This window comes from Janthinobacterium sp. Bl 1 (genome assembly GCF_058215535.1).
In genome coordinates this window covers 5,557,323-5,577,464 of record NZ_CM177086.1, presented here as the reverse complement: position 1 = coordinate 5,577,464, position 20,142 = coordinate 5,557,323, and the positions used below count along the sequence as shown (strand labels likewise).

The 20,142-nt window shown below is 59.0% G+C and carries 20 protein-coding genes, 1 tRNA gene and 1 pseudogene; 11 read left to right on the top strand and 11 right to left on the bottom strand.

Features of this window, described 5'->3' with window-relative positions; genetic code table 11:
* The first annotated feature begins 59 nt into the window (after window positions 1-59).
* From ybiB to AC4BCN_RS25115, 7 genes are all read left to right on the top strand, one after another.
* Window positions 60-1,052, top strand: coding sequence for a DNA-binding protein YbiB (gene ybiB, locus AC4BCN_RS25145; RefSeq protein ID WP_490492013.1), 993 nt, complete (start codon window positions 60-62; stop codon window positions 1,050-1,052).
* A 56-nt stretch (window positions 1,053-1,108) separates the two neighbouring features.
* Window positions 1,109-2,323, top strand: a complete 1,215-nt coding sequence (locus AC4BCN_RS25140) for a BaiN/RdsA family NAD(P)/FAD-dependent oxidoreductase (protein WP_338679652.1) — start codon at window positions 1,109-1,111, stop codon at window positions 2,321-2,323.
* Between the two features lie 183 nt (window positions 2,324-2,506).
* Window positions 2,507-2,719: a 30S ribosomal protein S21 gene (rpsU, locus tag AC4BCN_RS25135; protein ID WP_008451879.1), complete on the top strand. Its 213-nt coding sequence runs from the start codon at window positions 2,507-2,509 to the stop codon at window positions 2,717-2,719.
* Between the two features lie 190 nt (window positions 2,720-2,909).
* Window positions 2,910-3,362, top strand: coding sequence for a GatB/YqeY domain-containing protein (locus tag AC4BCN_RS25130; RefSeq protein WP_070287781.1), 453 nt, complete (start codon window positions 2,910-2,912; stop codon window positions 3,360-3,362).
* A gap of 129 nt (window positions 3,363-3,491) precedes the next feature.
* On the top strand, window positions 3,492-5,288 hold the full coding sequence (dnaG, locus tag AC4BCN_RS25125; protein WP_034746977.1) for a DNA primase: 1,797 nt from the start codon (window positions 3,492-3,494) through the stop codon (window positions 5,286-5,288).
* A gap of 464 nt (window positions 5,289-5,752) precedes the next feature.
* Window positions 5,753-7,993, top strand: coding sequence for an RNA polymerase sigma factor RpoD (gene rpoD, locus AC4BCN_RS25120; RefSeq protein ID WP_034746980.1), 2,241 nt, complete (start codon window positions 5,753-5,755; stop codon window positions 7,991-7,993).
* 109 nt (window positions 7,994-8,102) lie between these two features.
* Window positions 8,103-8,181, top strand: a tRNA-Ile gene (locus AC4BCN_RS25115).
* A gap of 113 nt (window positions 8,182-8,294) precedes the next feature.
* On the opposite strand, the gene AC4BCN_RS25110 is transcribed toward AC4BCN_RS25115, so the two are convergent.
* The 3 genes and pseudogenes from AC4BCN_RS25110 to AC4BCN_RS25100 form a co-directional block, all read right to left on the bottom strand.
* A complete protein-coding gene (locus tag AC4BCN_RS25110; RefSeq protein WP_425324064.1) occupies window positions 8,295-8,432 on the bottom strand; it encodes a hypothetical protein in 138 nt (45 codons plus the stop codon).
* Window positions 8,433-8,508: 76 nt separating this feature from the next.
* Window positions 8,509-8,838: pseudogene (locus AC4BCN_RS25105) on the bottom strand (helix-turn-helix domain-containing protein); the annotation flags it as partial.
* Window positions 8,839-9,067: 229 nt separating this feature from the next.
* Window positions 9,068-9,376 carry a hypothetical protein gene (locus AC4BCN_RS25100; RefSeq protein ID WP_338679651.1) on the bottom strand — a complete coding sequence of 103 codons (309 nt, stop codon included), beginning with the start codon at window positions 9,374-9,376 and terminating at the stop codon, window positions 9,068-9,070.
* A 963-nt stretch (window positions 9,377-10,339) separates the two neighbouring features.
* Between AC4BCN_RS25100 and AC4BCN_RS25095 the strand changes: the two genes are divergently transcribed.
* Entirely contained in the window at window positions 10,340-10,618 is a 279-nt protein-coding gene (locus tag AC4BCN_RS25095; RefSeq protein WP_338679650.1) for a DUF3892 domain-containing protein, read from the top strand.
* Between the two features lie 356 nt (window positions 10,619-10,974).
* Complete coding sequence (locus tag AC4BCN_RS25090) at window positions 10,975-11,310, top strand: FKBP-type peptidyl-prolyl cis-trans isomerase (protein ID WP_331777012.1); 336 nt, start codon at window positions 10,975-10,977, stop codon at window positions 11,308-11,310.
* A 16-nt stretch (window positions 11,311-11,326) separates the two neighbouring features.
* Here the strand turns inward: AC4BCN_RS25090 and AC4BCN_RS25085 are convergent, their stop codons facing one another.
* The 7 genes from AC4BCN_RS25085 to AC4BCN_RS25055 all read right to left on the bottom strand — a co-directional run bounded on the left by AC4BCN_RS25085 (window position 11,327) and on the right by AC4BCN_RS25055 (window position 15,663).
* A complete protein-coding gene (locus tag AC4BCN_RS25085) occupies window positions 11,327-11,803 on the bottom strand; it encodes a DUF2726 domain-containing protein (protein WP_338679649.1) in 477 nt (158 codons plus the stop codon).
* A gap of 97 nt (window positions 11,804-11,900) precedes the next feature.
* Entirely contained in the window at window positions 11,901-12,614 is a 714-nt protein-coding gene (locus AC4BCN_RS25080) for a YjjG family noncanonical pyrimidine nucleotidase (protein WP_331777010.1), read from the bottom strand.
* A 157-nt stretch (window positions 12,615-12,771) separates the two neighbouring features.
* On the bottom strand, window positions 12,772-13,164 hold the full coding sequence (locus tag AC4BCN_RS25075) for an STY0301 family protein (protein ID WP_034746993.1): 393 nt from the start codon (window positions 13,162-13,164) through the stop codon (window positions 12,772-12,774).
* Window positions 13,161-13,529, bottom strand: coding sequence for a BPSL0067 family protein (locus AC4BCN_RS25070; protein WP_490492012.1), 369 nt, complete (start codon window positions 13,527-13,529; stop codon window positions 13,161-13,163). The genes AC4BCN_RS25075 and AC4BCN_RS25070 overlap by 4 nt, the downstream gene beginning before the upstream one ends.
* 125 nt (window positions 13,530-13,654) lie before the next feature.
* Window positions 13,655-14,146 carry a DUF4265 domain-containing protein gene (locus tag AC4BCN_RS25065; RefSeq protein WP_456130064.1) on the bottom strand — a complete coding sequence of 164 codons (492 nt, stop codon included), beginning with the start codon at window positions 14,144-14,146 and terminating at the stop codon, window positions 13,655-13,657.
* Window positions 14,147-14,266: 120 nt separating this feature from the next.
* A complete protein-coding gene (locus AC4BCN_RS25060; protein WP_490492011.1) occupies window positions 14,267-14,872 on the bottom strand; it encodes a glutathione S-transferase in 606 nt (201 codons plus the stop codon).
* Between the two features lie 71 nt (window positions 14,873-14,943).
* A complete protein-coding gene (locus AC4BCN_RS25055) occupies window positions 14,944-15,663 on the bottom strand; it encodes a Crp/Fnr family transcriptional regulator (RefSeq protein ID WP_034747863.1) in 720 nt (239 codons plus the stop codon).
* A 480-nt stretch (window positions 15,664-16,143) separates the two neighbouring features.
* Here AC4BCN_RS25055 and AC4BCN_RS25050 point away from each other — a divergent pair, with 480 nt between their 5' ends.
* Window positions 16,144-17,829, top strand: a complete 1,686-nt coding sequence (locus tag AC4BCN_RS25050) for a methyl-accepting chemotaxis protein (protein ID WP_490492010.1) — start codon at window positions 16,144-16,146, stop codon at window positions 17,827-17,829.
* A 10-nt stretch (window positions 17,830-17,839) separates the two neighbouring features.
* On the opposite strand, the gene AC4BCN_RS25045 is transcribed toward AC4BCN_RS25050, so the two are convergent.
* Window positions 17,840-18,262 (bottom strand): oxidoreductase-like domain-containing protein, encoded by a 423-nt coding sequence (locus AC4BCN_RS25045; protein WP_490492009.1) that lies wholly within the window; start codon window positions 18,260-18,262, stop codon window positions 17,840-17,842.
* A 170-nt stretch (window positions 18,263-18,432) separates the two neighbouring features.
* Here AC4BCN_RS25045 and AC4BCN_RS25040 point away from each other — a divergent pair, with 170 nt between their 5' ends.
* On the top strand, window positions 18,433-19,983 hold the full coding sequence (locus AC4BCN_RS25040) for a DEAD/DEAH box helicase (RefSeq protein ID WP_490492008.1): 1,551 nt from the start codon (window positions 18,433-18,435) through the stop codon (window positions 19,981-19,983).
* The last annotated feature ends 159 nt before the right edge of the window (window positions 19,984-20,142 follow it).

Below are 20,142 nucleotides of genomic sequence, written 5' to 3'. Positions count from 1 at the left end.
GGCGCCTATGGCGTCTTCCAGCGCCTCTGCAAGGGGAAAAATCCGTGTAAGCTGGCACCATGACGACTGTTTCCATACCCCATACCGATGTGGCCGGTGAGCCATTCCCCGCAGCACGTTTCATCAAGGAAATAGGACGCGGCAAGAACGGCGCGCGCAGCATGACGCGTGACGACGCCTGCGCCCTGTACCGCGCCATGCTCGAGGGCCGCGTGTCGGACCTGGAGCTGGGCGGCATTTTATTGTCGATGCGCATCAAGGGCGAGTCCGTGGACGAGATCGCGGGCTTCCTCGACGCTGCCGAAGCGTCATTTGCCCCGCTGGCCGCGCCGGCCGGCGAATTTGCCCCGATCATCATTCCCAGCTACAACGGCGCGCGCAAGATGGCCAACCTGACGGCCTTGCTGGCGCTGCTGCTGGCGCGCGCGGGCGCACCCGTGCTCGTACATGGCGTGACCAGCGATCCAGGCCGCATCACGACGGCCGAAGTGCTGGCCGCGCTGGGCGTGCCCGCTTCCACGGACCATGCGCAAGCCGAGGCCGCCATGGTGCGCGGGGAGGCCGCCTTCCTGCCCATCGAAGCGCTGGCGCCGCGCCTGGCCTGGATGCTGTCGCTGCGGCGCGTGCTGGGCGTGCGCAATTCCACGCACACCCTGGTGAAAATCATGCAGCCGTTTGGCGGTCCTGCCCTGCGGCTGGTGTCGTACACGCACCCGGAATACCTGGAAATGCTCGGCGAATATTTCCTCACCGCCTCAGATCCCGCGCGCGGCGACGCTTTCCTCATGCGTGGCACGGAGGGCGAGACGGTGGCCAACGCCAACAAGGCGCAGCAGATCGACTGGTTCCATGGCGTGGAACGCACGGTGCTGGTGGAAAAGCAACTGCTGGTGGAAGAGCTGCCGCATTTGCCAGCCGAGCGCGATGCGGCCACTACGGCGGCCTGGATCGCGGCCGTGCTGCGCGGCGAGGTGCCCGTGCCGCCGTCGATCGCCGAGCAGGTGGTGCAATGCTTGACGGCATCGCGACAGATTGCGGCACGGCCGCGCTAGCCGCGTCGCCGCAGTTTACAATGGCGTCTTTGTAATCAGCGGTGACCGGAATTTTTATGGCAAAACAATTTGATGTGGCAGTGATCGGCGCGGGCGCGGCCGGCATGATGTGTGCGGCTGTGGCCGCCCAGCAGGGCAAGCGCGTGGTGTTGATCGATCACGCGGCCAAGCTGGCCGAAAAGATCCGCATCTCGGGTGGTGGACGGTGTAATTTCACCAATATCAACGCCACCCCGCAGAACTTCCTCTCGGAAAACCCGCATTTCTGCAAGAGCGCGCTGTCGCGCTACACGCCGCAGGATTTCCTCGCGCTCGTGAAAAAATACCGGATCGGCTACCACGAGAAGCACAAGGGCCAGCTGTTTTGCAATGAATCGGCCGAGCAGATCATCGACATGCTCAAGGACGAGTGCGCCGCTGGCGGCGTGCACTGGCGCATGCCGTGCAAGATCGACAATGTTGTCCAGCAAGCGGATGGCGGCTTCGTGCTGCAGACCGATAGCGGCGACATCGAGACGGCCAGCATCGTCATCGCCACGGGCGGCCTGTCGATCCCGAAGATCGGCGCCACGGATTTTGCCTACCGCATCGCCAAGCAATTCGACTTGACGATGGTCGAACCGCGTCCGGCCCTGGTGCCGCTGACGTTCGATGCAGCCAGCTGGGCGCCGTTCGCGGAATTGTCCGGCATCGCCCTGGAAGTCGATGTGGAAACGGGTAGCCTGAAAGGCCGCAAGGCGACGGGCGCGCGTTTCCGCGAAGATTTGCTGTTCACGCACCGCGGCCTGTCGGGCCCGGCGATCCTGCAGATTTCCAGCTACTGGCTGCCGGGCGAGCCCATCGTCATCAATCTGTTGCCGGAAGTGGACGTGGCGCAGACCTTGATCGAAGGCAAGGGCACCTTGAAGAAGCAGCTGGGCAATATCGTCGCCCAATGGCTGCCGCAGCGCCTGGCCGACTGCCTGCTGGCCGTCAACGGCCTGGCGCCGGACGCGCGCATCGCCGACATGCCCGACGCGCAGCTGCGCAAGCTGGGGCTGGCCATCAATGCCTGGTCCATCGTGCCGAACGGGTCCGAAGGCTACCGCAAGGCCGAAGTGACGCGTGGCGGCATCGACACGCGCGAACTGTCGCAGCAGACCATGATGGCCAATAAGGTGCCGGGCCTGTATTTCATCGGCGAATCGGTCGACGTGACGGGCTGGCTGGGCGGCTACAACTTCCAGTGGGCCTGGGCTTCGGGCGTGGCGGCAGGTATTGCCTTGCAGTAAGCAAGTCTGTAGGATGGGGTTCTGGCGCCCCGTGCGCCCACCCCGGTGCGTGGTTTACGCCACAGCCGGGCGGCAATCTCAGGCTGCATGCCGCACGCAAGTGGGGGAGGGGCTTCCCTTTCCGAATAAAAGCTGCTACTATCTATCTCTTCCTATACACCACCTCAACGGTTTGAATTTTACATGACCACTATTCGCCTTAAAGAAAACGAGCCGTTCGAAGTCGCAATGCGTCGCTTCAAACGCACCATCGAAAAAACGGGTCTGCTGACCGAATTGCGCGCTCGCGAATTCTACGAAAAGCCAACAGCTGAGCGCAAGCGCAAGCTGGCAGCTGCTGTCAAGCGTCATTACAAACGCATCCGCAGCCAACAACTGCCGAAAAAATTATTCTAAGACTGTTCAGTCAGAACCAACCCGGGTAGTACGGCGCCTTGCTCGCCACGGGTTTTGTTTTGATTCGCCTGGAGTGATACTTCAGATGAGTCGCATACCCGCTCCGGTTCGCCGCAGCGGGTTTTCGCTTTTGTGGCCCGCTGTTGGTAGCCGTGCATGAGCACGAACCTACTTACCAACGAGGATTGCCATGAGCTTGAAAGAACAAATTACCGAAGACATGAAAAACGCCATGCGCGCCAAGGAGGCGGGCAAGCTGGGCACGATTCGCCTGTTGCTGGCGGAAATCAAGCGCAAGGAAGTCGACGAGCGCATCGAGCTGACGGATGCCCACGTGACGGCCATCGTGGAAAAGATGATCAAGCAGCGCAAGGATTCGATCACCCAGTTCGAAGCCGGTGGCCGCGCCGACCTGGCCGACATCGAAAAAGCCGAGCTGGTCCACCTGATTGGCTACATGCCTGCCGGCCTGTCGGACGAAGAAGTGGCGGCCGAAGTGGCTGCCGCCGTGGCCGCCTCTGGCGCTGCCGGTCCGCAAGACATGGGCAAGGTCATGGCCATCGTCAAGCCGAAGCTGGCTGGCCGCGCCGACATGACGGTGGTGTCCGCCCTGGTCAAGAAAGCCTTGACGCCGGCAGCGTAAGCATAAATAGTAGCAAGGGCTGCCAGCCGTCGCGCTGGCAGCCTGTTAACAGCCCACACGTTGACCTGGCTCAACCTCAGGCCACGTGCGGTAGTATAGTCTGACCTATAACAAGACCCGCCCTAGCCAGTGATACCTCAATCCTTCATTTCCGATTTGCTCAACCGCGTCGATATCGTCGATGTCGTGGGGCGCTATGTGCAACTGAAAAAAGGTGGCGCCAATTTCATGGGCTTGTGCCCGTTCCACAGCGAAAAGTCGCCCAGCTTTACCGTCAGCCCCACCAAGCAGTTCTATCATTGCTTCGGCTGTGGCGCGCATGGCACCTCGATCGGCTTCCTGATCGAGTACTCGGGCATGGGCTTTGTCGACGCCGTCAAGGACCTGGCGCAGAACGTGGGCATGGTCGTGCCTGAAGCGGACGACAAGATTCCGCCAGCCCAGCGCGCGCAGATCCAGGCGCAGAGCCTGGCCCTGTCCGACGCCATGACGCAGGCGTGCGATTATTACCGGGGGCAATTGCGCCACGCGCCCGAAGCCATCGCCTACCTGAAGAACCGGGGCTTGACGGGCGAAGTGGCCGCTCGCTTCGGCATGGGTTTTGCGCCCGGCGGCTGGGACAATCTGCGCTCCGTCTTCCCTGAATACGACGTGGTAGCCCTGGCCGAGGCCGGTCTTGTGATCGACAAGGTCGATGAGGAAGGCAACAACCGCAAGCGCTATGACCGTTTCCGCGAACGCATCATGTTCCCGATCCGCAATACCAAGGGGCAAGTGATCGCCTTTGGCGGCCGCGTGCTCGACCATGGCGAACCGAAATACCTGAACTCGCCGGAAACCCCCTTGTTTTCCAAGGGTTTCGAACTATATGGTCTGTTCGAGGCGCGCCAGGCCATCCGCGACGCCGGCTACGTGCTGGTGACGGAGGGCTATATGGATGTGGTGGCGCTGGCGCAGATGGGTTTCCCGCAGGCAGTGGCGACCCTGGGCACGGCGTGCACGCCGACCCACGTGCAAAAACTGCTGCGCCAGACCGATAACGTGATTTTCAGCTTCGACGGCGACAAGGCCGGCCGCCGCGCCGCCCGCCGCGCGCTGGAAGCGAGTCTGGCCCACGTGTCGGACAATAAAACGATCAAATTCCTGTTCCTGCCCTCGGAACACGATCCGGACAGTTATATCCGCGAATTCGGCGCCGAGGGGTTTGAACAGCAAGTGCACGAAGCCATGCCGCTGTCGCAATTTTTGCTGAAAGAAGTGTCGGGCGAGCATGATCTGTCGGAACCGGAAGGGCGCGCCCGCGTGCAGTTCGACGCCAAGCCGCTACTGCAGCTGATGGCGCCATCGTCCCTGCGCCTGCAGATCGTGCGCGGCCTGGCGCAACTGACGCAGTCCACGCCGGCCGAGATCGAAGCCCTGTTCGAGCTGGCCAAGCCCGTTGCCGTGGCGCACCGCGCGCCGCCGAAATCGGGACGTCCCGTGCCTGTCGGCCTGGAATTGAAGATCATGCGCATGCTGGTGGCGCATCCGCCGCTGACGATGCGTATCGACGAAGCCGCCCTGGCCGCCTTCCAGCATCTGGGGCCGGACGCGGCGCACAGCCTGGGGCAGCTGGTGGCCGTGGGCCAGGCATTGGGCGAGCACGGCAGTTTTGCCGCGCTGGCGCAGCAGTTGAAGGAGCTGGGCAGTGAATATGACGAGATCATCGGCGAGATCGCGGCCGGCACGGAATCCGATTACGACAGCGAATTGTCGTGGCTGGTGAGCACCATCCGCGAAATCAAATTGAATGCCTTGAAGGCGGAATTGCAGCAATTGTTTGCCTCGGGTTTGCCATCGGAGAAAATTGGTGTACGCTACCGCGAAATCATGCAGGAGCAGGGGGCGCTGGAACGCGAGCGCGATGCCGAGTTGGTGAATCGCTAACCTTGCTCTGAGGGTATGGCGCGCACTGGAAAAACATTTTTCGCGTGCTATAATTAAATGCTAAGTATTGTGTGCTTTGGCAAGCTAGTTCTGTTTCGTAAATAGTATTTGTTTTCAGTAAGTTAGGCTCTTGATCGGCGCGGTGGATCGTGTCGGCAGCCAGGGCCAACAGGCGCTTTCGGCGTTGCGGGCAAGGCTCGCAGACGCTGGCAAGCCGCGCCAGGCTCTCGCTCCCAACGCGGTCGATGCAGGAATTTTTGCCGAGGCGGCTGGCAACAGCCGGTGGACAGGAATTGCTGCGCTTCCCGCGGATCGTGGCCGATGAGGTGTAAGTAACGTAACAGTGTCGAATTTGCGTAGTCGGCAGGTTCGAAGATGGTGGTTCCCGCAGGTAAACAGGGAACTGGCAGCAAACTTTATCCTAATCCACCGTAAAGCAAGTCGTTGTGTAATCGAAAGCGCCTGTGCCAATCAAGAAACCCGAATCCAAAGCGGCTGCAAAGCCCACTAAAGTTACCACGAAAGCCGAAAAGGCGCTCGACCGGCCAGAAGCGCGCGTCACCAGCGCGCCCGTGGTCAGCCAGACCACCGACGCCGCCACCCTGGCCGCGATCGATACGTCCGGTTATGTCTTGCCGTCGGTAAAAGTGCCAGGCCGCCGCGGCCGCAAGCCTAAAGAATTCCAGCCAGAAAATGATGAAGTCGCCGCCCTGAACGCCGTCGAGCGGGCCGAACTGAAGGCCGTCGACAAGGCCAAGGCCAAGGACCGCAAGGCGAAAGAGCGCGCACTGCTGAAGGACGCGTTCTCGTCCGACACGGAAGCGAGCGAGGAAGAACTCGAGCGCCGGCGCCAGAAACTCAAGACCCTGATCAAGTTCGGCAAGGAACGCGGTTTCCTGACCTACGCGGAAATCAACGATCACTTGCCTGAAAACATCGTCGATCCGGAAGCCATCGAAGGCATCATCGGTACCTTCAATGACATGGGCATTGCCGTCTACGAGCACGCGCCCGATGCGGAAACGTTGTTGTTGTCCGATAACGTTGCCGTCGTCACCAGCGACGACGAGGCGGAAGCGGCAGCCGAGGCCGCATTGTCGACCGTCGATTCCGACTTCGGCCGCACCACCGACCCCGTGCGCATGTACATGCGCGAAATGGGCTCGGTTGAGCTGCTGACGCGCGAAGGCGAGATCGAGATTGCCAAGCGCATCGAAGATGGCCTGAAAGACATGATCCAGGCCATTTCCGCCTGCCCCGTGACGATCGCCGAGATCATCGCCGCCGCCGACCGCATCGCCAACGAAGAGATCAAGATCGACGAAATCGTCGATGGCCTCGTCGATGAAAATGAACCGGTTGCCGCCGCCCCTGTCGTGGCCGCGCCCGTCGAAGAAGACGAGGAAGAAGGCGAAGCGGAAGAAGAGGAAGAAGAAGAGGAAGAAGAAGCGAGCGCTTCGGGCGCGGCCGGTTTCTCCGCCGAGCAGCTGGAAACCCTGAAACGCACGGCGCTGGAAAAATTCGCCATCATTTCGCAGCAATTCGACAAGATGCGCCGCGCCTTCGAGAAAGAGGGCTACAACTCGAAACCGTACGCCAAGGCGCAGGAAGCCATTTCGCAAGAATTGCTGGGCATCCGTTTCACGGCCAAGGTCGTGGAAAAGCTGTGCGACACCCTGCGTGGCCAGGTCGACGAAGTGCGCCATATCGAAAAGCAGATCCTCGACGTGGCCGTGAATCGCTGCGGCATGCCGCGCGCCCACTTCATCAAGGTTTTCCCGGGCAATGAAACCAACCTCGACTGGGTCGATGGCGAAGTCAACGCAGGACACGCGTACAGCGCCATCCTGGGCCGTAACATTCCGACGGTCAAGGAACTGCAGCAACGCCTGATCGACCTGCAAGCGCGCGTTGTACTACCGCTGCCTGACTTGCGCAACATCAACCGCCAGATGGCGGCCGGTGAAATGAAGGCGCGCAAGGCCAAGCGCGAAATGACGGAGGCCAACTTGCGCCTGGTTATTTCGATCGCCAAGAAATACACGAACCGCGGCCTGCAATTCCTCGACCTGATCCAGGAAGGCAATATCGGCCTGATGAAGGCCGTCGACAAGTTCGAGTACCGCCGCGGCTACAAGTTCTCCACGTATGCGACCTGGTGGATCCGCCAGGCCATTACGCGCTCGATCGCCGACCAGGCGCGCACGATCCGCATTCCCGTGCACATGATCGAGACGATCAACAAGATGAACCGGATCTCGCGCCAGATCCTGCAGGAAACGGGCGCGGAACCCGATCCGGCCACCCTGGCGATCAAGATGGAAATGCCCGAGGACAAGATCCGCAAGATCATGAAAATCGCCAAGGAACCGATCTCGATGGAAACGCCGATCGGCGACGACGACGATTCCCACCTGGGCGACTTCATCGAGGACAACAACACCCTGGCGCCGGCCGACGCAGCCCTGCACGCGTCCATGCGCGGCGTCGTCAAGGACGTGCTCGATTCCCTGACGCCACGCGAAGCGAAAGTGCTGCGCATGCGTTTCGGCATCGAGATGTCCACCGACCACACGCTGGAAGAAGTGGGCAAGCAATTTGACGTGACGCGCGAGCGCATCCGCCAGATCGAAGCCAAGGCGCTGCGCAAGCTGCGCCACCCATCGCGCTCCGACAAGCTGAAAAGCTTCTTGGAAGGCAACTAGAAGCCAATAGGGCTTGACGTACGCCCCTGATACCCCTATCCTCGCGTGTCCGTTTCCAAAACGGCCGCGCGAGGCGGGCATCAACAGCGCCGCCACGCCGCAGTCCCCTGGGCCTCTAGCTCATGCTTGGTTAGAGCAGCGGACTCATAATCCGTTGGTGCCGTGTTCGACTCACGGGAGGCCCACCAGAATTATGATTAAAATCAAGGAGTTGCGATTGTTCGCAACTCCTTTTTTTTATCCATTTTTAAAAAGGTTCAACGAAAGTTCAACGCGTAAGTTGCAGACTTCTCTGCTTAACTTAGCTGAGCCGAGAGAGTGGATTGAGGTGACGTGTTTCTTGTAAATGCTCTGGTGAAAGATGTGCATATCGCATCGTCATCGTGAGACTTTGATGCCCGAGCACTTTTTGCAACGCAAGTATATTTCCGCCATTCATCATGAAGTGGCTTGCAAACGTGTGCCTGAGAATGTGGTGTTCGTTTGCTGGCCGGATTGACCCTCTCAGTTTGACCCTCCCTCCATGTCCTCGCGAACGCCGCGACCCTGTCGTAAGACCCCTCAAATCCCAATTCCTTCAAGTCTTCATGGATCTGTTTCAGCGTGCGCCGCTGCTTGCGTGATCGCGCCGCCTCGGTTTTTAGGAGCGCAGAAAGCTGAAACGCGTATTTGTCGATGGCCCGGACGGAGCGCCGCTCAGAGTAGGCTGGCTCAATGGTTTCCGATCGCAGATAGCGTCGGACGGTGTTTCTAGAGATGCCCAAACGCCTGGCGATCTCTCTCAAAGGGACCTGGTCGCGAATGTGCCAGCGTCGAATAATGCCTAGTAATGCCACGTCGATCACTCCAATTCCCCACTCAATGTCATGAGCAGGATTGTGTCTTATACGTGGGTCAGTTTCGTGTGCAAATTATGCGGTGAAGTGGGTCAGATTTCGCTGCAAATCAACACGGAACCCTTTTTACTCCACGGTGGCATGTAGGAGCGTTTTGGCCGGTCGTCCCGGCCAGCGACGATGCCAGCCGGTTGTTGTCGCAAGTTTGGAACCCGGTAATATTTAGACGCTTTGTAAATTAGTCAATGCGACGTTTGCCGACAACTACAGCACCACGCGTAATTGAAAAGCCGACATCTCCGACGTAATTTCCATTAGATTGCGTACAATTTTCTGACTGCCCTATTGTGATAGGTATTACGTTTACAACGTCATAGCCGTTCTCGTCCAATTCTTCATATTTTTCTGCAATCAGGTGAGAAAATTGATCTAAGTCGACAAGGCGATGGTTTGAATATTCTACAACTTCTTTAAAAATAACCCCTTCTTTTTTCTGATAGGTGGATAGTGGAGCATAGAACCAGGTAGCAACGAACTTCTTAGTCATGAACACCTTTCGATAGTTGTTAATGAGGAATTCATGTTTCCCCAATGAAACTATATTTACATGAAATTACTTTTCTGTCAAGTAATTTGGTACTGCATTCGTATGATGGTTGAGGTGAGACACGCATCAGATTACTTAGGAATGTGGCTCTATACTGAAGTGGAGTACATCATGTTCAAGAGTGGTATGCGTCCTGTCCACCCAGGCGAGATCCTAGTAGAGGACGCTAGCGTTGGCTGCTTGATTCAAGGTAAATCGCCCATAGCAATATCTGGCATGCCTGATAAGCCAAGTGTAATGAGAAGGCCAGTATGGTGCCAGTTGGTAGTGGCGTATTACATCAAGTGGTTCTCGTATTGCTTGCCACCCCTGGTGCTAGCGTACCGAAAAAAGGGCGATTTGAGGCGCGTGAGGGCTGAAGCGAAGCGGAACCCTTTTTGCCCCACGGTTGCATGTAGGAGGGTTTTGGCCGGTCTTGCCGGCGAGCGACGATGCCAGCTGGTTTGCTATACGCAACCGCTAGACAACGAATGAAAATGACAGTAAAAACTACTGGTTTTTTAAACAGTAAAAAATTTTGCTTGTGTGTTGTATATTTGCGACGGTATTTGCAATTAGATGTGTGGTTATGTGTGAGTAATTGCTCTCGTGGAGCGTACGCGGCAGAGCAAGTTTGAGAAAGTCAAGCGGAAATGCTGTAAAAAAATCTACACGGGTATGACAACCAGAGAGAAGAATGGCCTACAATTAGGGTAATCGTTGGCTTTGGTACTACATCTAGTGGTGTGAGGCGAGGGAGGTTGGGGGAAGTTCCTTAGAACAACCCCCACAAAGAATACCCGTTTGGATATGCTTCGACGTGGAAATCAAAGTTTATCTAGCTGATGGCGCTTGTCAATCGCCAAATGAGAAGAACGGGACTATTTTATTGTTTCTATGTCATCAACTCAAAGGAGCTTTGATATGGCTGATTGCCAAATTACTTGTATTAACTTGTCTCATACCAATGGTCGCCATGAACATATCACTCATGTTGGAAACCCAGGGGTTTGGAGTTCGCGCCTTACTGTGGCACAAGCTGTCGCAATGATCAGAAACAAAGAGCATACGTTTTATGTGAAAGATGCTCGTGGCAACCGTGCTAACGTAGGTGTTGTTGATGGTCAGCCACCTTACCTGCGTACTTACGCTGATGGAGTTTGGTCGGATAACTTGCTTTCTCTGCAATTTTGTCCGATTTAAATTTTATAAGTTGAGTCAAGCCCGCACAAATGCGGGCTTTTTTTATCTGTAGGTGCAGTTGGCTGGTAGCTGTTCAGAAGTAACCGCATAAAGCTGGGTTCAACAAAGGTTCAACCACATAGTTGTGTAACGCAGTGGTAAAGTGCTACAAAGGATGCTAAGTCCTTGTAAAGTAACGTAAAGTTGGATATTGTTGTGCGTCAGTAGGGACTCATAATCCGTTGGTGCCGTGTTCGACTCACGGGAGGCCCACCAGAATTTAGCAAGAATAGAACGAGCCCCGACAGGTGACTGCCGGGGCTTTTTTCGTGCTGTCGTACAATCGCGGCATAGCGATTGATGAAGGATGAAACGAGATGACGGCTGAAGTGAAGATGGAAGATATCGTGGTGGGTGATGGCAAGGCGGCGGCGCGTGGTGCGCTGGTGACTGCTCACTACCGGGGCTGGCTGGAAGATGGGACGGAGTTTGACTCGTCGCACGAGCGGGGCGAGCCTTTCCGCTGTGTGTTGAGTAATAACAAGGTGATTCAGGGCTGGATTTTGGGTTTGCACGGCATGCAGGTGGGCGGCACGCGCAAGCTGTGGGTGCCGGCGGCGCTGGCATATGGTGAGCGGCAGGTGGGATTGATTCCGCCGCATTCCAATTTGATCTTCGAGATTGAATTGCTGGAAGTGCTGACGCGCGATTGATGCCTGGATGGTGTCATCAGGCAGATACGACGCCGGCCTTTTTCAGCAGCAGTTGCTCGATGTCGGCGCGCAGCGCCTGCTGGGTGGGGAAGGTGAGATAGCGCAAGGTCACATAGCCTGCCAGCCTGAGCATGGCGTCGCGCTCCCTGTCCTGGCGTTCGCGGCCGGCGTGGCTGCGGTCGTCGAGCTCGATGACGGCAATGACGTGCAGTTGCTGGCTGCACAGAACAAAATCGGCCACCTTGCGGTCAAAACGGTTTCTGTTTGCCCATCCCTTCGCCGTCACCAGCGCGGAAAATGCCACTTGTGCCAGTACCGTGCACTCCGGCAAGGCCGTATGCAGCAGGTGGTACATCTGTTGTTCGCGCGCCGTCATGACGGGTTTTCTTTGCAGCCTCAGCGGCTTGCGCGACTTGGCAGCCTGGCGCGTGGCCAGCATGGCAAAGAACAGGATCAATGCCGCGATGGCGAGCAGGACGGTGTAGGAAGGCATAAGCTGGCACCAATATGGACGAGTCCTGATGGTACGCGAGTAGCGGCGCGTTTTCGTGCCGCTGCCAGCGTATTTCAGGTGCTGCGCTTGTTGGCGATCAAGCCTGTTTCAAGTTCACCGGTATCACGTCCAGCGCCGGCACGATGTCATGCAGGCTGGCCACTTCATAGGTGGGAATGGCGGCCGAGGTATTGGCCATGCTGTCCGGGTTGAACCAGCAGCTGGCTATGCCGTAGCGGTTGGCGCCCAGGATGTCGGCGTCCAGGCGGTCGCCGATGATGATGGTCGTATCCTTGCTGAATGCGCGCGCCATGTTGGCGGCGTATTCGAAGAAGCGCACGTCCGGCTTGGCATGGCCGCACGCTTCGGAGGTGGCGACGAAGGAGATGTAGTCGCTCAGGCCGGAGGCGGCGATGCGGCGGTTCTGGATGGAGTCGACGCCGTTGGTGATGATGCCCACTTCGCCGATGCGCGACAGCGTTTCGCACACTTCTCTGGCGCCATCGATGAGCACGACCGTGTCCGGCAGGGAGTCCAGATATAAACGGCTGGCCAGTTCCGGATCGATGGCGATGCCGTTCAGCGCAAACGTCTTGCGGAAGCGCTCCACTTTCAGGAAATCTTTGGTCACGTCACCCGTTTCGAAACGTCTCCACAGGTCGACGTTGATCGCCTGGTATTGGGAAAACAGCGCGTCGATGTTGTCGCGCAAGCCCAGTTCGTGCATGGTGTGCAGGAACGAGCGTTTTTCGGAGGCCCGGAAGTCGAGCAGGGTATCGTCGAGGTCAAACAGGAATAGCTTGTATTTCATGGCGTGTCATTGAAAGGAACTTGTCTTGCATCGTAGCACGTAGCGATGAGTTCGGTTGGCCGTGCCCTGCGCGGGCGATCCGCTACTACTGCTGCCAGACTTGTCACATGCACTCCGTTTTTCCCATGAGCATGCATGAGAAATTCGGCCCAGCGCACTATTTGCACTGAAAACTTATTATCTTTGTTCGCTGTTGAATGGCTGCGGTGCACTGTTTGACTCCAGGCAAATCCATGCGCAGGTAGCGTTCGGTACCGGCATACAGGCAGTCCACTTGGAACAGATAGTGGGGAGCATCGAAATTGATATTCCAGCGTTGATACAAGGTGCCGGCACGTGTCCACTCCCTGATCGGGGCCAGGATAGGCAAGGCTCCGCCATCCACCGGAGGCTGATCCGCCGGATAGGACAGCACGCGCACGCTGTCGAGCCTGGTGACGGACAGGTTCCAGGTCGATGGAGCTGCTTGCGGGCAAGAAAGAGGGGCTGCTGCAGTTGGCTGCATCGTCGTGGCCGCGATAGCCAATGCCAGCAGTGCGAGCGGCTTCATTCGACCACCGAATAGAGCTCAGGGCGATTCGATGCTCCTGCCGCCGAACGGCCAAAGTGGATCACGCGGGCGCTCGGTTTGTGGTTGCGCCACTGGTCGAAAATTTCAATGCCGCCAGGCACCTGGCGAATGAAGAGCGCTGCATGGTTACCCTGCCGCAAATTCTGATAGCGGCCATTGACGAAGGTGGCAATCAGCGTGCCTTTCGCGATGCCACCTTTTTCCAACAGGTCCGGCACTTTGTCTCCTTCGCTCAAAAGCGATGAGGCACGGGCGCCAGTGAGGTGCCTGGCGAGGGTGACGCACTCGCCATTTCCTACGATCTCTTTTTGCTTTGCATAGTCGGCACGCGCAATGTAGGGCATAGCGTTTCTCTCTGTGGTTGACGGTAGAGAGAGCGTACGCAAGATGCAGGCAGGTATCTTGATGTGCGCCAGGGCAATACGACGCATTGACGCGAGTCATGACCCCGCCTGGCGCACGGGCAACCTTACATATCCACCCACCAGTTAAGCAAGGTTTCATCATCGTCGTCATCGAGGTTGACGTAGATGTTGGCGAAGTACCATTCCACGCCCGTCGCTTCGCGGAAGGCGTCGAAGGGGCCGTTGACGTTGTAGATGCCGTGGTGTCCCGGCACGCTGAAGGTGAGGTTGCCCTTGTACTGGCCATCCATGGTGCCGCCCAGCTGGCTTTGTACGTCGCGTTCGAGCTGGTTCACTGCCTCTTGCGACACGTCGTCGGCATAGATCTGGATGCAGAAGTTGCCGCCGCGTTTTAATACTTCGGCGGGGGCGAGCGGGTCGGCGATGCTGACGATGTCGCCGCGCGCCAGGTTCAGGGTCAGGCCGGGTGAGGCCAGCAGTTCGTAGACGTGCTCGTCGATCTGGCGCGCCGGCAGGGTCTCATACACGGGGCCGTCGGTGTTTTCGCCTGCCAGTACGCGGATGTGCGGCAAGCCTTCGCAATTGATGTCTTCCATTCATTCTTTCATGGTGCCGGCGCGCCGCGCTGTTGGGCGCGCCAGATAGGGGAATACCAATATTGTACCGGGTGCGTGCCTGCTGGGGCCGCACCTGCCGCAGGCAGTTCGCCCGGTGGTTCAGACTGGCGGCGTGGCCAGGAAGGCAGGCAGGGTTTCCGCCGAGCGGGTGTAGGCGTGGACGTCCGGGTAGTCGGCCGGTTTGACGATATCGGGCGTTTCCAGCAGGGCAAAGCTCCAGCCGACGGCGATGGTCACGCCCACCTGGTCGATGGTGCCCGTCTCTCCAGGCAGAGGCAGGCGCGCGCACTCCTGTTCCAGCAGGTTGCACGCGGCGTGCAGTTGCATGCTGACCCGTTCCAGCCATGGCGCGTGCTGCTTGTCGAGCGGGCGCAGCTTGCGTTCGTAGACGATTTGCACGGCCTTTTCATAGGCGGCCAGCGCCAAGCCTGTCAGGCGCAGTGCGCGCACGCTGTCTGTGAGGTCGGGGACAGAAGTGGCGGGGCGCAGCAGCGACAGATATTGCAGGATCAGGGTGGAATCCATCAGCACCTGCCCGTTGTCCAGGACCAGGGTCGGCACCTTGATGACGGGATTGATTTCGCGCACGGCGTCCATGTTGCGGAACACGGACAGCGGCAAGTGCTCGTAGTTAATGCCCTGCAGTTGCAAACAGATGGCGACCCTGCGCACATAGGGCGAGTCGAGCATGCCGATCAGTTTCATGGCCAGTCTCCGGGGAAGTCAGCGGGAATGCCTACGATACCCGCTTGCCTGCCCGTTTGCCAGCATGGTGCTTAATTGTGTGCGCTGATGCCGCTGCGGAATTGTTCGAAACCGGCGCGGGCGGCCTTGTAGCAATTGCCGGCGGCCGCTTCCAGGCCTTCGCGGTCGAGTACTTCGACCGTGCCGCGGCGGTACTGGATCAAGCCTTCGTCCTGCAGCTTGCGGGCCGTGACGGTGATGCTTTCGCGGCGCACGCCCAGCATGTTGGCCATGGTGTCTTGCGTCACCTTCAGCTCGTTCGACAGGGAACGGTCGAGGCGATCCAGCAGCCAGCGGCACAGTTTTTGTTCGATGCTGCAATGGCGGCCCCCCACCACGTTCTGCGCCATTTGCGCAAACATGGCGCTGGTGTAGCGCATCAGCAATTGCGCCAGGGCGCCGCCTTCATTGAACACTTCGCGCAGGAAGGCCGTTTTCAGACGGTAGCCGTAGCCGGCCGTTTGCACGATGGCCGTGCAGGTGGCGCGCTCGGCTTCGTACAGCACCACGCCGGCCACGCCTTCGCGGCCGACGACGGCGATCTCGGTGGTGGCGCCGTCTTCCATCACATACAGCAGGGAAACGATGGCATTGGTAGGGAAATACGTGTATTCAATCTTGCCGCCGCAATCGAACAGGTGCTTGCCGGCAGGCAAAGCGACCAATTCCAGTTGGCAAAACAGGCGCTCCAGATCGGCGCGCGACAAGGCACGCAGCAATTCGTTCTGTTGCGCGCCCGTGATGCTGATCATGGGTGTGGCGGGAGCGGCTTGCCAGTTGTGCTGGGCGGCTGCGTGGGCATTCGTTGCTGGTGTCAGGTTGCTATAAGCTTTGTACATGGTAGGGCCTCGTCTTCTGATTTTGTTGGATGGCGCTGCTTTTATGGCTTGCTAGCGTTGTGCTGAATCTTGTATCCACTATAGAACCAGGGGGCGCCGGCGGGCATCGGATGAGCCGACGTGCTTATGTAGGCTAGGAACATTGCCCCGTGTCATCCGACTCCTACGCCTGCTGCTGCATTTTTCCCTGTGGAAACAAGCGTGCTTGAGTAAAAAACGCCGACCTTGCCGCTATGCGTGAACTTTGGCCGCACGCCGCGATCAAACCACTCTGCGCTGCAATACGACGGTGATAAAATGTTGCATTGCGGAAATTTGATTTGTGTGCCGGTATGAGCTTGCTCTCCATCACTGCTCACTTTGTCCCGTTTGTTTAATGAAGGAAAGCAACGCATGAAATGGTTTTTTGATTTGAAAATTGCCACCAAGCTGATCTTGTCGTTTGGCGCCGTGCTGTTATTGACGGCGGCCTTGGGCGTGTCGGCGATCTTGTCCATGGCGCGCATCAATACCGCATCGACCGACCTGTCCGACAACTGGATGCCCAGCGTGCTGACGGCCATGAATATGCGCAGCGATGTCAGCGATTTCCGTCGCTGGGAACTGGCGCACATGCTGGCCGCGCAGGATGCCGACATGGCGCAGAACGAAACGCGCATGACGGAAACCCAGGCCAAGCTGAAGGCCGATGCCGACAAGTACCGCAGCCTGATTTCCTCAGCGGGCGAGAAGGAAGTGTTCGAGCGCTTCCTGACGCTCAACGAAGAATTCATGCGCCTGCATGCAACCATGCTGAGCCTGTCGCGCGAAATGAAAAAGGAAGAGGCGCGCGCACTGGCCGTGGGGCCATCGACCAAGGTCATGATGGACATGATGGCGGCCCTCGATAAACTGGTGTCGATTAATACGGACGGCGGCATGCGCTCGAGCGCCAGCGCCGATGCAACCTATGCGGCCTCGCGTGCCAGCCTGATCGGCTTGGTGGTGGGCACCGTCGTCATCGGCATGCTGCTGGCACTGTGGGTGGCGCGCAGTGTGGCGCGTCCGCTGATCGAGGCCGTCGGCGTGGCGCGCCAGGTGGCCGCTGGCGATCTGACGGCACAGATCGTTGTGCAATCGCAAGACGAAACGGGGCAGTTGATGCAGGCCCTGAAAGACATGAATGCCAGCCTGCAAAAGCTGGTGGGCCAGGTACGCAGCGGCACCGATACCATCGCCACAGCGTCGAGCCAGATTGCCGCCGGCAACCAGGATTTGTCGTCGCGCACGGAAGAGCAGGCCAGTTCGCTGGAAGAAACAGCCTCGTCGATGGAAGAGTTGACCTCGACCGTGAAGCAGAATGCGAACAATGCGCGCCAGGCCAACACCATGGCGCTGACCTCGTCGAGCATCGCCATCGAAGGTGGCAAGGTCGTCGGCGAAGTGGTGGGCACGATGGCGTCGATCAACGAATCGTCGCGCAAGATCGTCGACATCATCGCCGTCATCGACGGCATTGCTTTTCAGACCAATATCCTGGCCTTGAATGCCGCCGTCGAGGCGGCGCGCGCAGGCGAACAGGGGCGCGGCTTTGCCGTCGTGGCAACGGAAGTGCGCAACCTGGCGCAACGCTCGGCCGCGGCGGCCAAGGATATCAAGGTCCTGATCGGCGATTCGGTCGAGAAAGTCGAGGCGGGATCGAAACTGGTGGACCAGGCGGGTCGCACGATGGATGACATTGTTGCCAGTATCACCCGCGTGACGGACATCATGAGCGAGATCACGGCCGCCAGCAGCGAGCAGAGCGCCGGTATCGAACAGGTCAACCAGGCCATCGCTCAGATGGACCAGGTGACGCAGCAAAATGCGGCCCTGGTGGAAGAGGCGGCCGCTGCGGCTGAGTCGATGCAGGAGCAGGCTGCCAGCCTGAGCGCCGTCGTCAGCGTCTTCAAGCTTGACGTGGCCAGCGCCGCCGCGCGCCCGCCGCGCGCGCCCGCCACCGTCAAGGCGCCGGCAGCCGTAGCGCCAGCAATGGCATCGCGTCAACTGGCCAGCACGGCGCGTCGCGCGGCGCCAGTCGATGAGTGGGAAAGCTTTTAAGTAAATAAAGTCAAGCGCGCTTGCGCGGCTTTTTGATGCCTGCGGCAGCGGGCGCGGCAGCGGCTTGCTGGCGCTGCTGCCAGGCCCGCAGGGCCTCTTCGTAGGCGGCCAGGTCTTCCTGATACATTTCCAGCACGCAAAAGGTACAGCCGCTATGGCAGCACTCGTCACTGCCCGGTTTGCTGGGTGGCTGCGGTTGCGGATCGTGGGCTAAGGGCGGGGTGAACATGGTGAGGGCAGGGGACGGAGCGGCAGGGATCGGAGCAGGCATTGGAACGGCATCATACGGCATTCCCGCAGGCCATTGCTGGAATGCTTTTTGCTCAAAAATCACGGTTTCCGTGTACAGTTGCGGTGAATTAGGGTATCGTTTACAGCACTGATATTGTATCTTCTGCGCGCGATGTTCCGCCGGCGCGATCTCCGCCGCCATCGCAGCACATCTCTTCGACGCTCCCGCATACGCCTTCCAGCATGTCCCGGAGCACGGAGGTGCCGCAAGAACAATGATCCATGGCTTGCAAGACGGAGCTGCCTGTGCCCCGAAATGTTGTTTATTGAGAAAGCATGGCTTCCGCAGTGCGGAGGCACACCAGAAAATTTATGTCTGAAACCGAATCGACTCCTACGCCCAGCCCGGCGATTGCCCCTGAAGCGGCGCCCGCCGCCGCTGCGCCTGCACCAGCACCTGCCGCATCCGCTGCTCCCAGCCTGACTTTTGCCGACTTTGGCCTGGCGCCTGAAATCCAGCGCGCACTGACCGACCAGGGCTACACCCATCCGACACCGATCCAGGAACAAGCGATTCCCGTCGTGCTGCAAGGCCGCGATGTGATGGGTGCCGCGCAAACGGGCACCGGCAAGACGGCCGGTTTTTCCTTGCCGATCATCCAGTTGCTGATGGCGCATGCCAGCAGCAGCATGTCGCCGGCGCGCCACCCGGTGCGCGCGCTGATCCTCACGCCGACGCGTGAACTGGCGGTGCAGGTGGCCGAAAACGTCAAGGCTTACGCCAAGCACACGCCGCTGCGTTCGACCGTCGTCTTCGGCGGCATGGACATGAAACCGCAAACCGTCATCCTGCGCGGCGGCGTGGAAATCGTCATCGCCACGCCGGGCCGATTGCTCGACCATATCGAGCAAAAGAACATCAGCCTGAGCCAGGTGCAAATGCTGGTCATGGATGAAGCGGACCGCATGCTGGACATGGGCTTCCTGCCGGACTTGCAACGCATCATCAACTTGCTGCCGAAGCAGCGCCAGAACCTGATGTTCTCGGCCACGTTCTCGCCAGAAATCAAGAAGCTGGCCGCCACCTTCCTCAACGATCCGCTGACGATCGAAGTGGCGCGCAGCAACCAGACGGCCGACAAGGTCACGCAAGTGGTCTACAAGGTGACGGAAGACCAGAAGCATGCCCTGGTAGCCCATCTGTTGCGCCAGCGCGACCTGAAGCAGGTCATCGTCTTCTCGAACACCAAGATCGGCGCTTCGCGCCTGGCCCGCGTGCTGGAACAGGAAGGCATGAGCGCCACGGCGATTCACGGCGACAAGAGCCAGCAGGAACGCATGGCGGCGCTGGAAGCGTTCAAGAAGGGCGAGATCGACGTGCTGGTGGCCACCGACGTGGCGGCGCGCGGCCTGGATATTTCCGACCTGCCTTGCGTCATCAACTTCGACTTGCCGTATAACGCGGAAGATTATGTGCACCGCATCGGCCGCACGGGCCGCGCCGGCGCTTCGGGTGACGCCATTTCGATCTATTCCGATAAAGACGAGCGCTTGCTGGCCGATATCGAGAAACTCATCAAGCAAAGCATCAAGCGCGGCGAATTGACGGGCTTCAACCCGGCTCCTGCCCGCAGCAGCGACAGCGAGCGCCGCCCGCCACGCCGCACCGAAGGTGGGGATGCACGTCCCGCGCGTGCGCCGGAGGGCCGCCATGCCGGCGAGAGCCGCGACAGCCGCTCCGCCGAGCGCGGTGCGCGTCCCGCCTTTGGTCCCGGCGCCCGCCGTGAGAAGGCCGATCCCTGGTTCCTGAAGCCATATGAGCCCGCCAAAGCAGCCGCTCCCGCTGCCGCCAGCATCGCGCCTGCCGCGACCAAGCCGAAGCAGAAGGTGGCCGCGTTGTTGGGTGGCTTATTGAAGAGTTGATGCTTTTTTGTCGCGACTAACTATTGCATGTTGTAGTTCGGGTAGCAACAGTCCCTGAATTGATGAATGAAACCCAAAATGTCCAATGCTGACTTTTTGGGTTTTTTTATGAGCGGAAGCTAGCGTGCGCCGCGATATGGCTGTGGTGGCCGGACGCAA

Excerpts from the sequence above, each read along its gene's own strand:
- AC4BCN_RS25140 (WP_338679652.1), top strand. The coding sequence starts at position 1,109 with ATGGCAAAACAATTTGATGTGGCAGTGATCGGCGCGGGCGCGGCCGGC.
- AC4BCN_RS25110 (WP_425324064.1), bottom strand. The coding sequence starts at position 8,432 with ATGAATGGCGGAAATATACTTGCGTTGCAAAAAGTGCTCGGGCATCAA.
- AC4BCN_RS25100 (WP_338679651.1), bottom strand. The coding sequence starts at position 9,376 with ATGACTAAGAAGTTCGTTGCTACCTGGTTCTATGCTCCACTATCCACC.
- AC4BCN_RS25065 (WP_456130064.1), bottom strand. The coding sequence starts at position 14,146 with ATGGAAGACATCAATTGCGAAGGCTTGCCGCACATCCGCGTACTGGCA.
- AC4BCN_RS25050 (WP_490492010.1), top strand. The coding sequence starts at position 16,144 with ATGAAATGGTTTTTTGATTTGAAAATTGCCACCAAGCTGATCTTGTCG.
- rpsU (WP_008451879.1), top strand. The coding sequence starts at position 2,507 with ATGACCACTATTCGCCTTAAAGAAAACGAGCCGTTCGAAGTCGCAATG.
- AC4BCN_RS25045 (WP_490492009.1), bottom strand. The coding sequence starts at position 18,262 with ATGGCGGCGGAGATCGCGCCGGCGGAACATCGCGCGCAGAAGATACAA.
- AC4BCN_RS25055 (WP_034747863.1), bottom strand. The coding sequence starts at position 15,663 with ATGATCAGCATCACGGGCGCGCAACAGAACGAATTGCTGCGTGCCTTG.
- AC4BCN_RS25070 (WP_490492012.1), bottom strand. The coding sequence starts at position 13,529 with ATGCCCTACATTGCGCGTGCCGACTATGCAAAGCAAAAAGAGATCGTA.
- AC4BCN_RS25040 (WP_490492008.1), top strand. The coding sequence starts at position 18,433 with ATGTCTGAAACCGAATCGACTCCTACGCCCAGCCCGGCGATTGCCCCT.
- AC4BCN_RS25130 (WP_070287781.1), top strand. The coding sequence starts at position 2,910 with ATGAGCTTGAAAGAACAAATTACCGAAGACATGAAAAACGCCATGCGC.
- AC4BCN_RS25090 (WP_331777012.1), top strand. The coding sequence starts at position 10,975 with ATGACGGCTGAAGTGAAGATGGAAGATATCGTGGTGGGTGATGGCAAG.
- ybiB (WP_490492013.1), top strand. The coding sequence starts at position 60 with ATGACGACTGTTTCCATACCCCATACCGATGTGGCCGGTGAGCCATTC.
- AC4BCN_RS25080 (WP_331777010.1), bottom strand. The coding sequence starts at position 12,614 with ATGAAATACAAGCTATTCCTGTTTGACCTCGACGATACCCTGCTCGAC.
- AC4BCN_RS25060 (WP_490492011.1), bottom strand. The coding sequence starts at position 14,872 with ATGAAACTGATCGGCATGCTCGACTCGCCCTATGTGCGCAGGGTCGCC.
- AC4BCN_RS25085 (WP_338679649.1), bottom strand. The coding sequence starts at position 11,803 with ATGCCTTCCTACACCGTCCTGCTCGCCATCGCGGCATTGATCCTGTTC.
- AC4BCN_RS25095 (WP_338679650.1), top strand. The coding sequence starts at position 10,340 with ATGGCTGATTGCCAAATTACTTGTATTAACTTGTCTCATACCAATGGT.
- AC4BCN_RS25075 (WP_034746993.1), bottom strand. The coding sequence starts at position 13,164 with ATGAAGCCGCTCGCACTGCTGGCATTGGCTATCGCGGCCACGACGATG.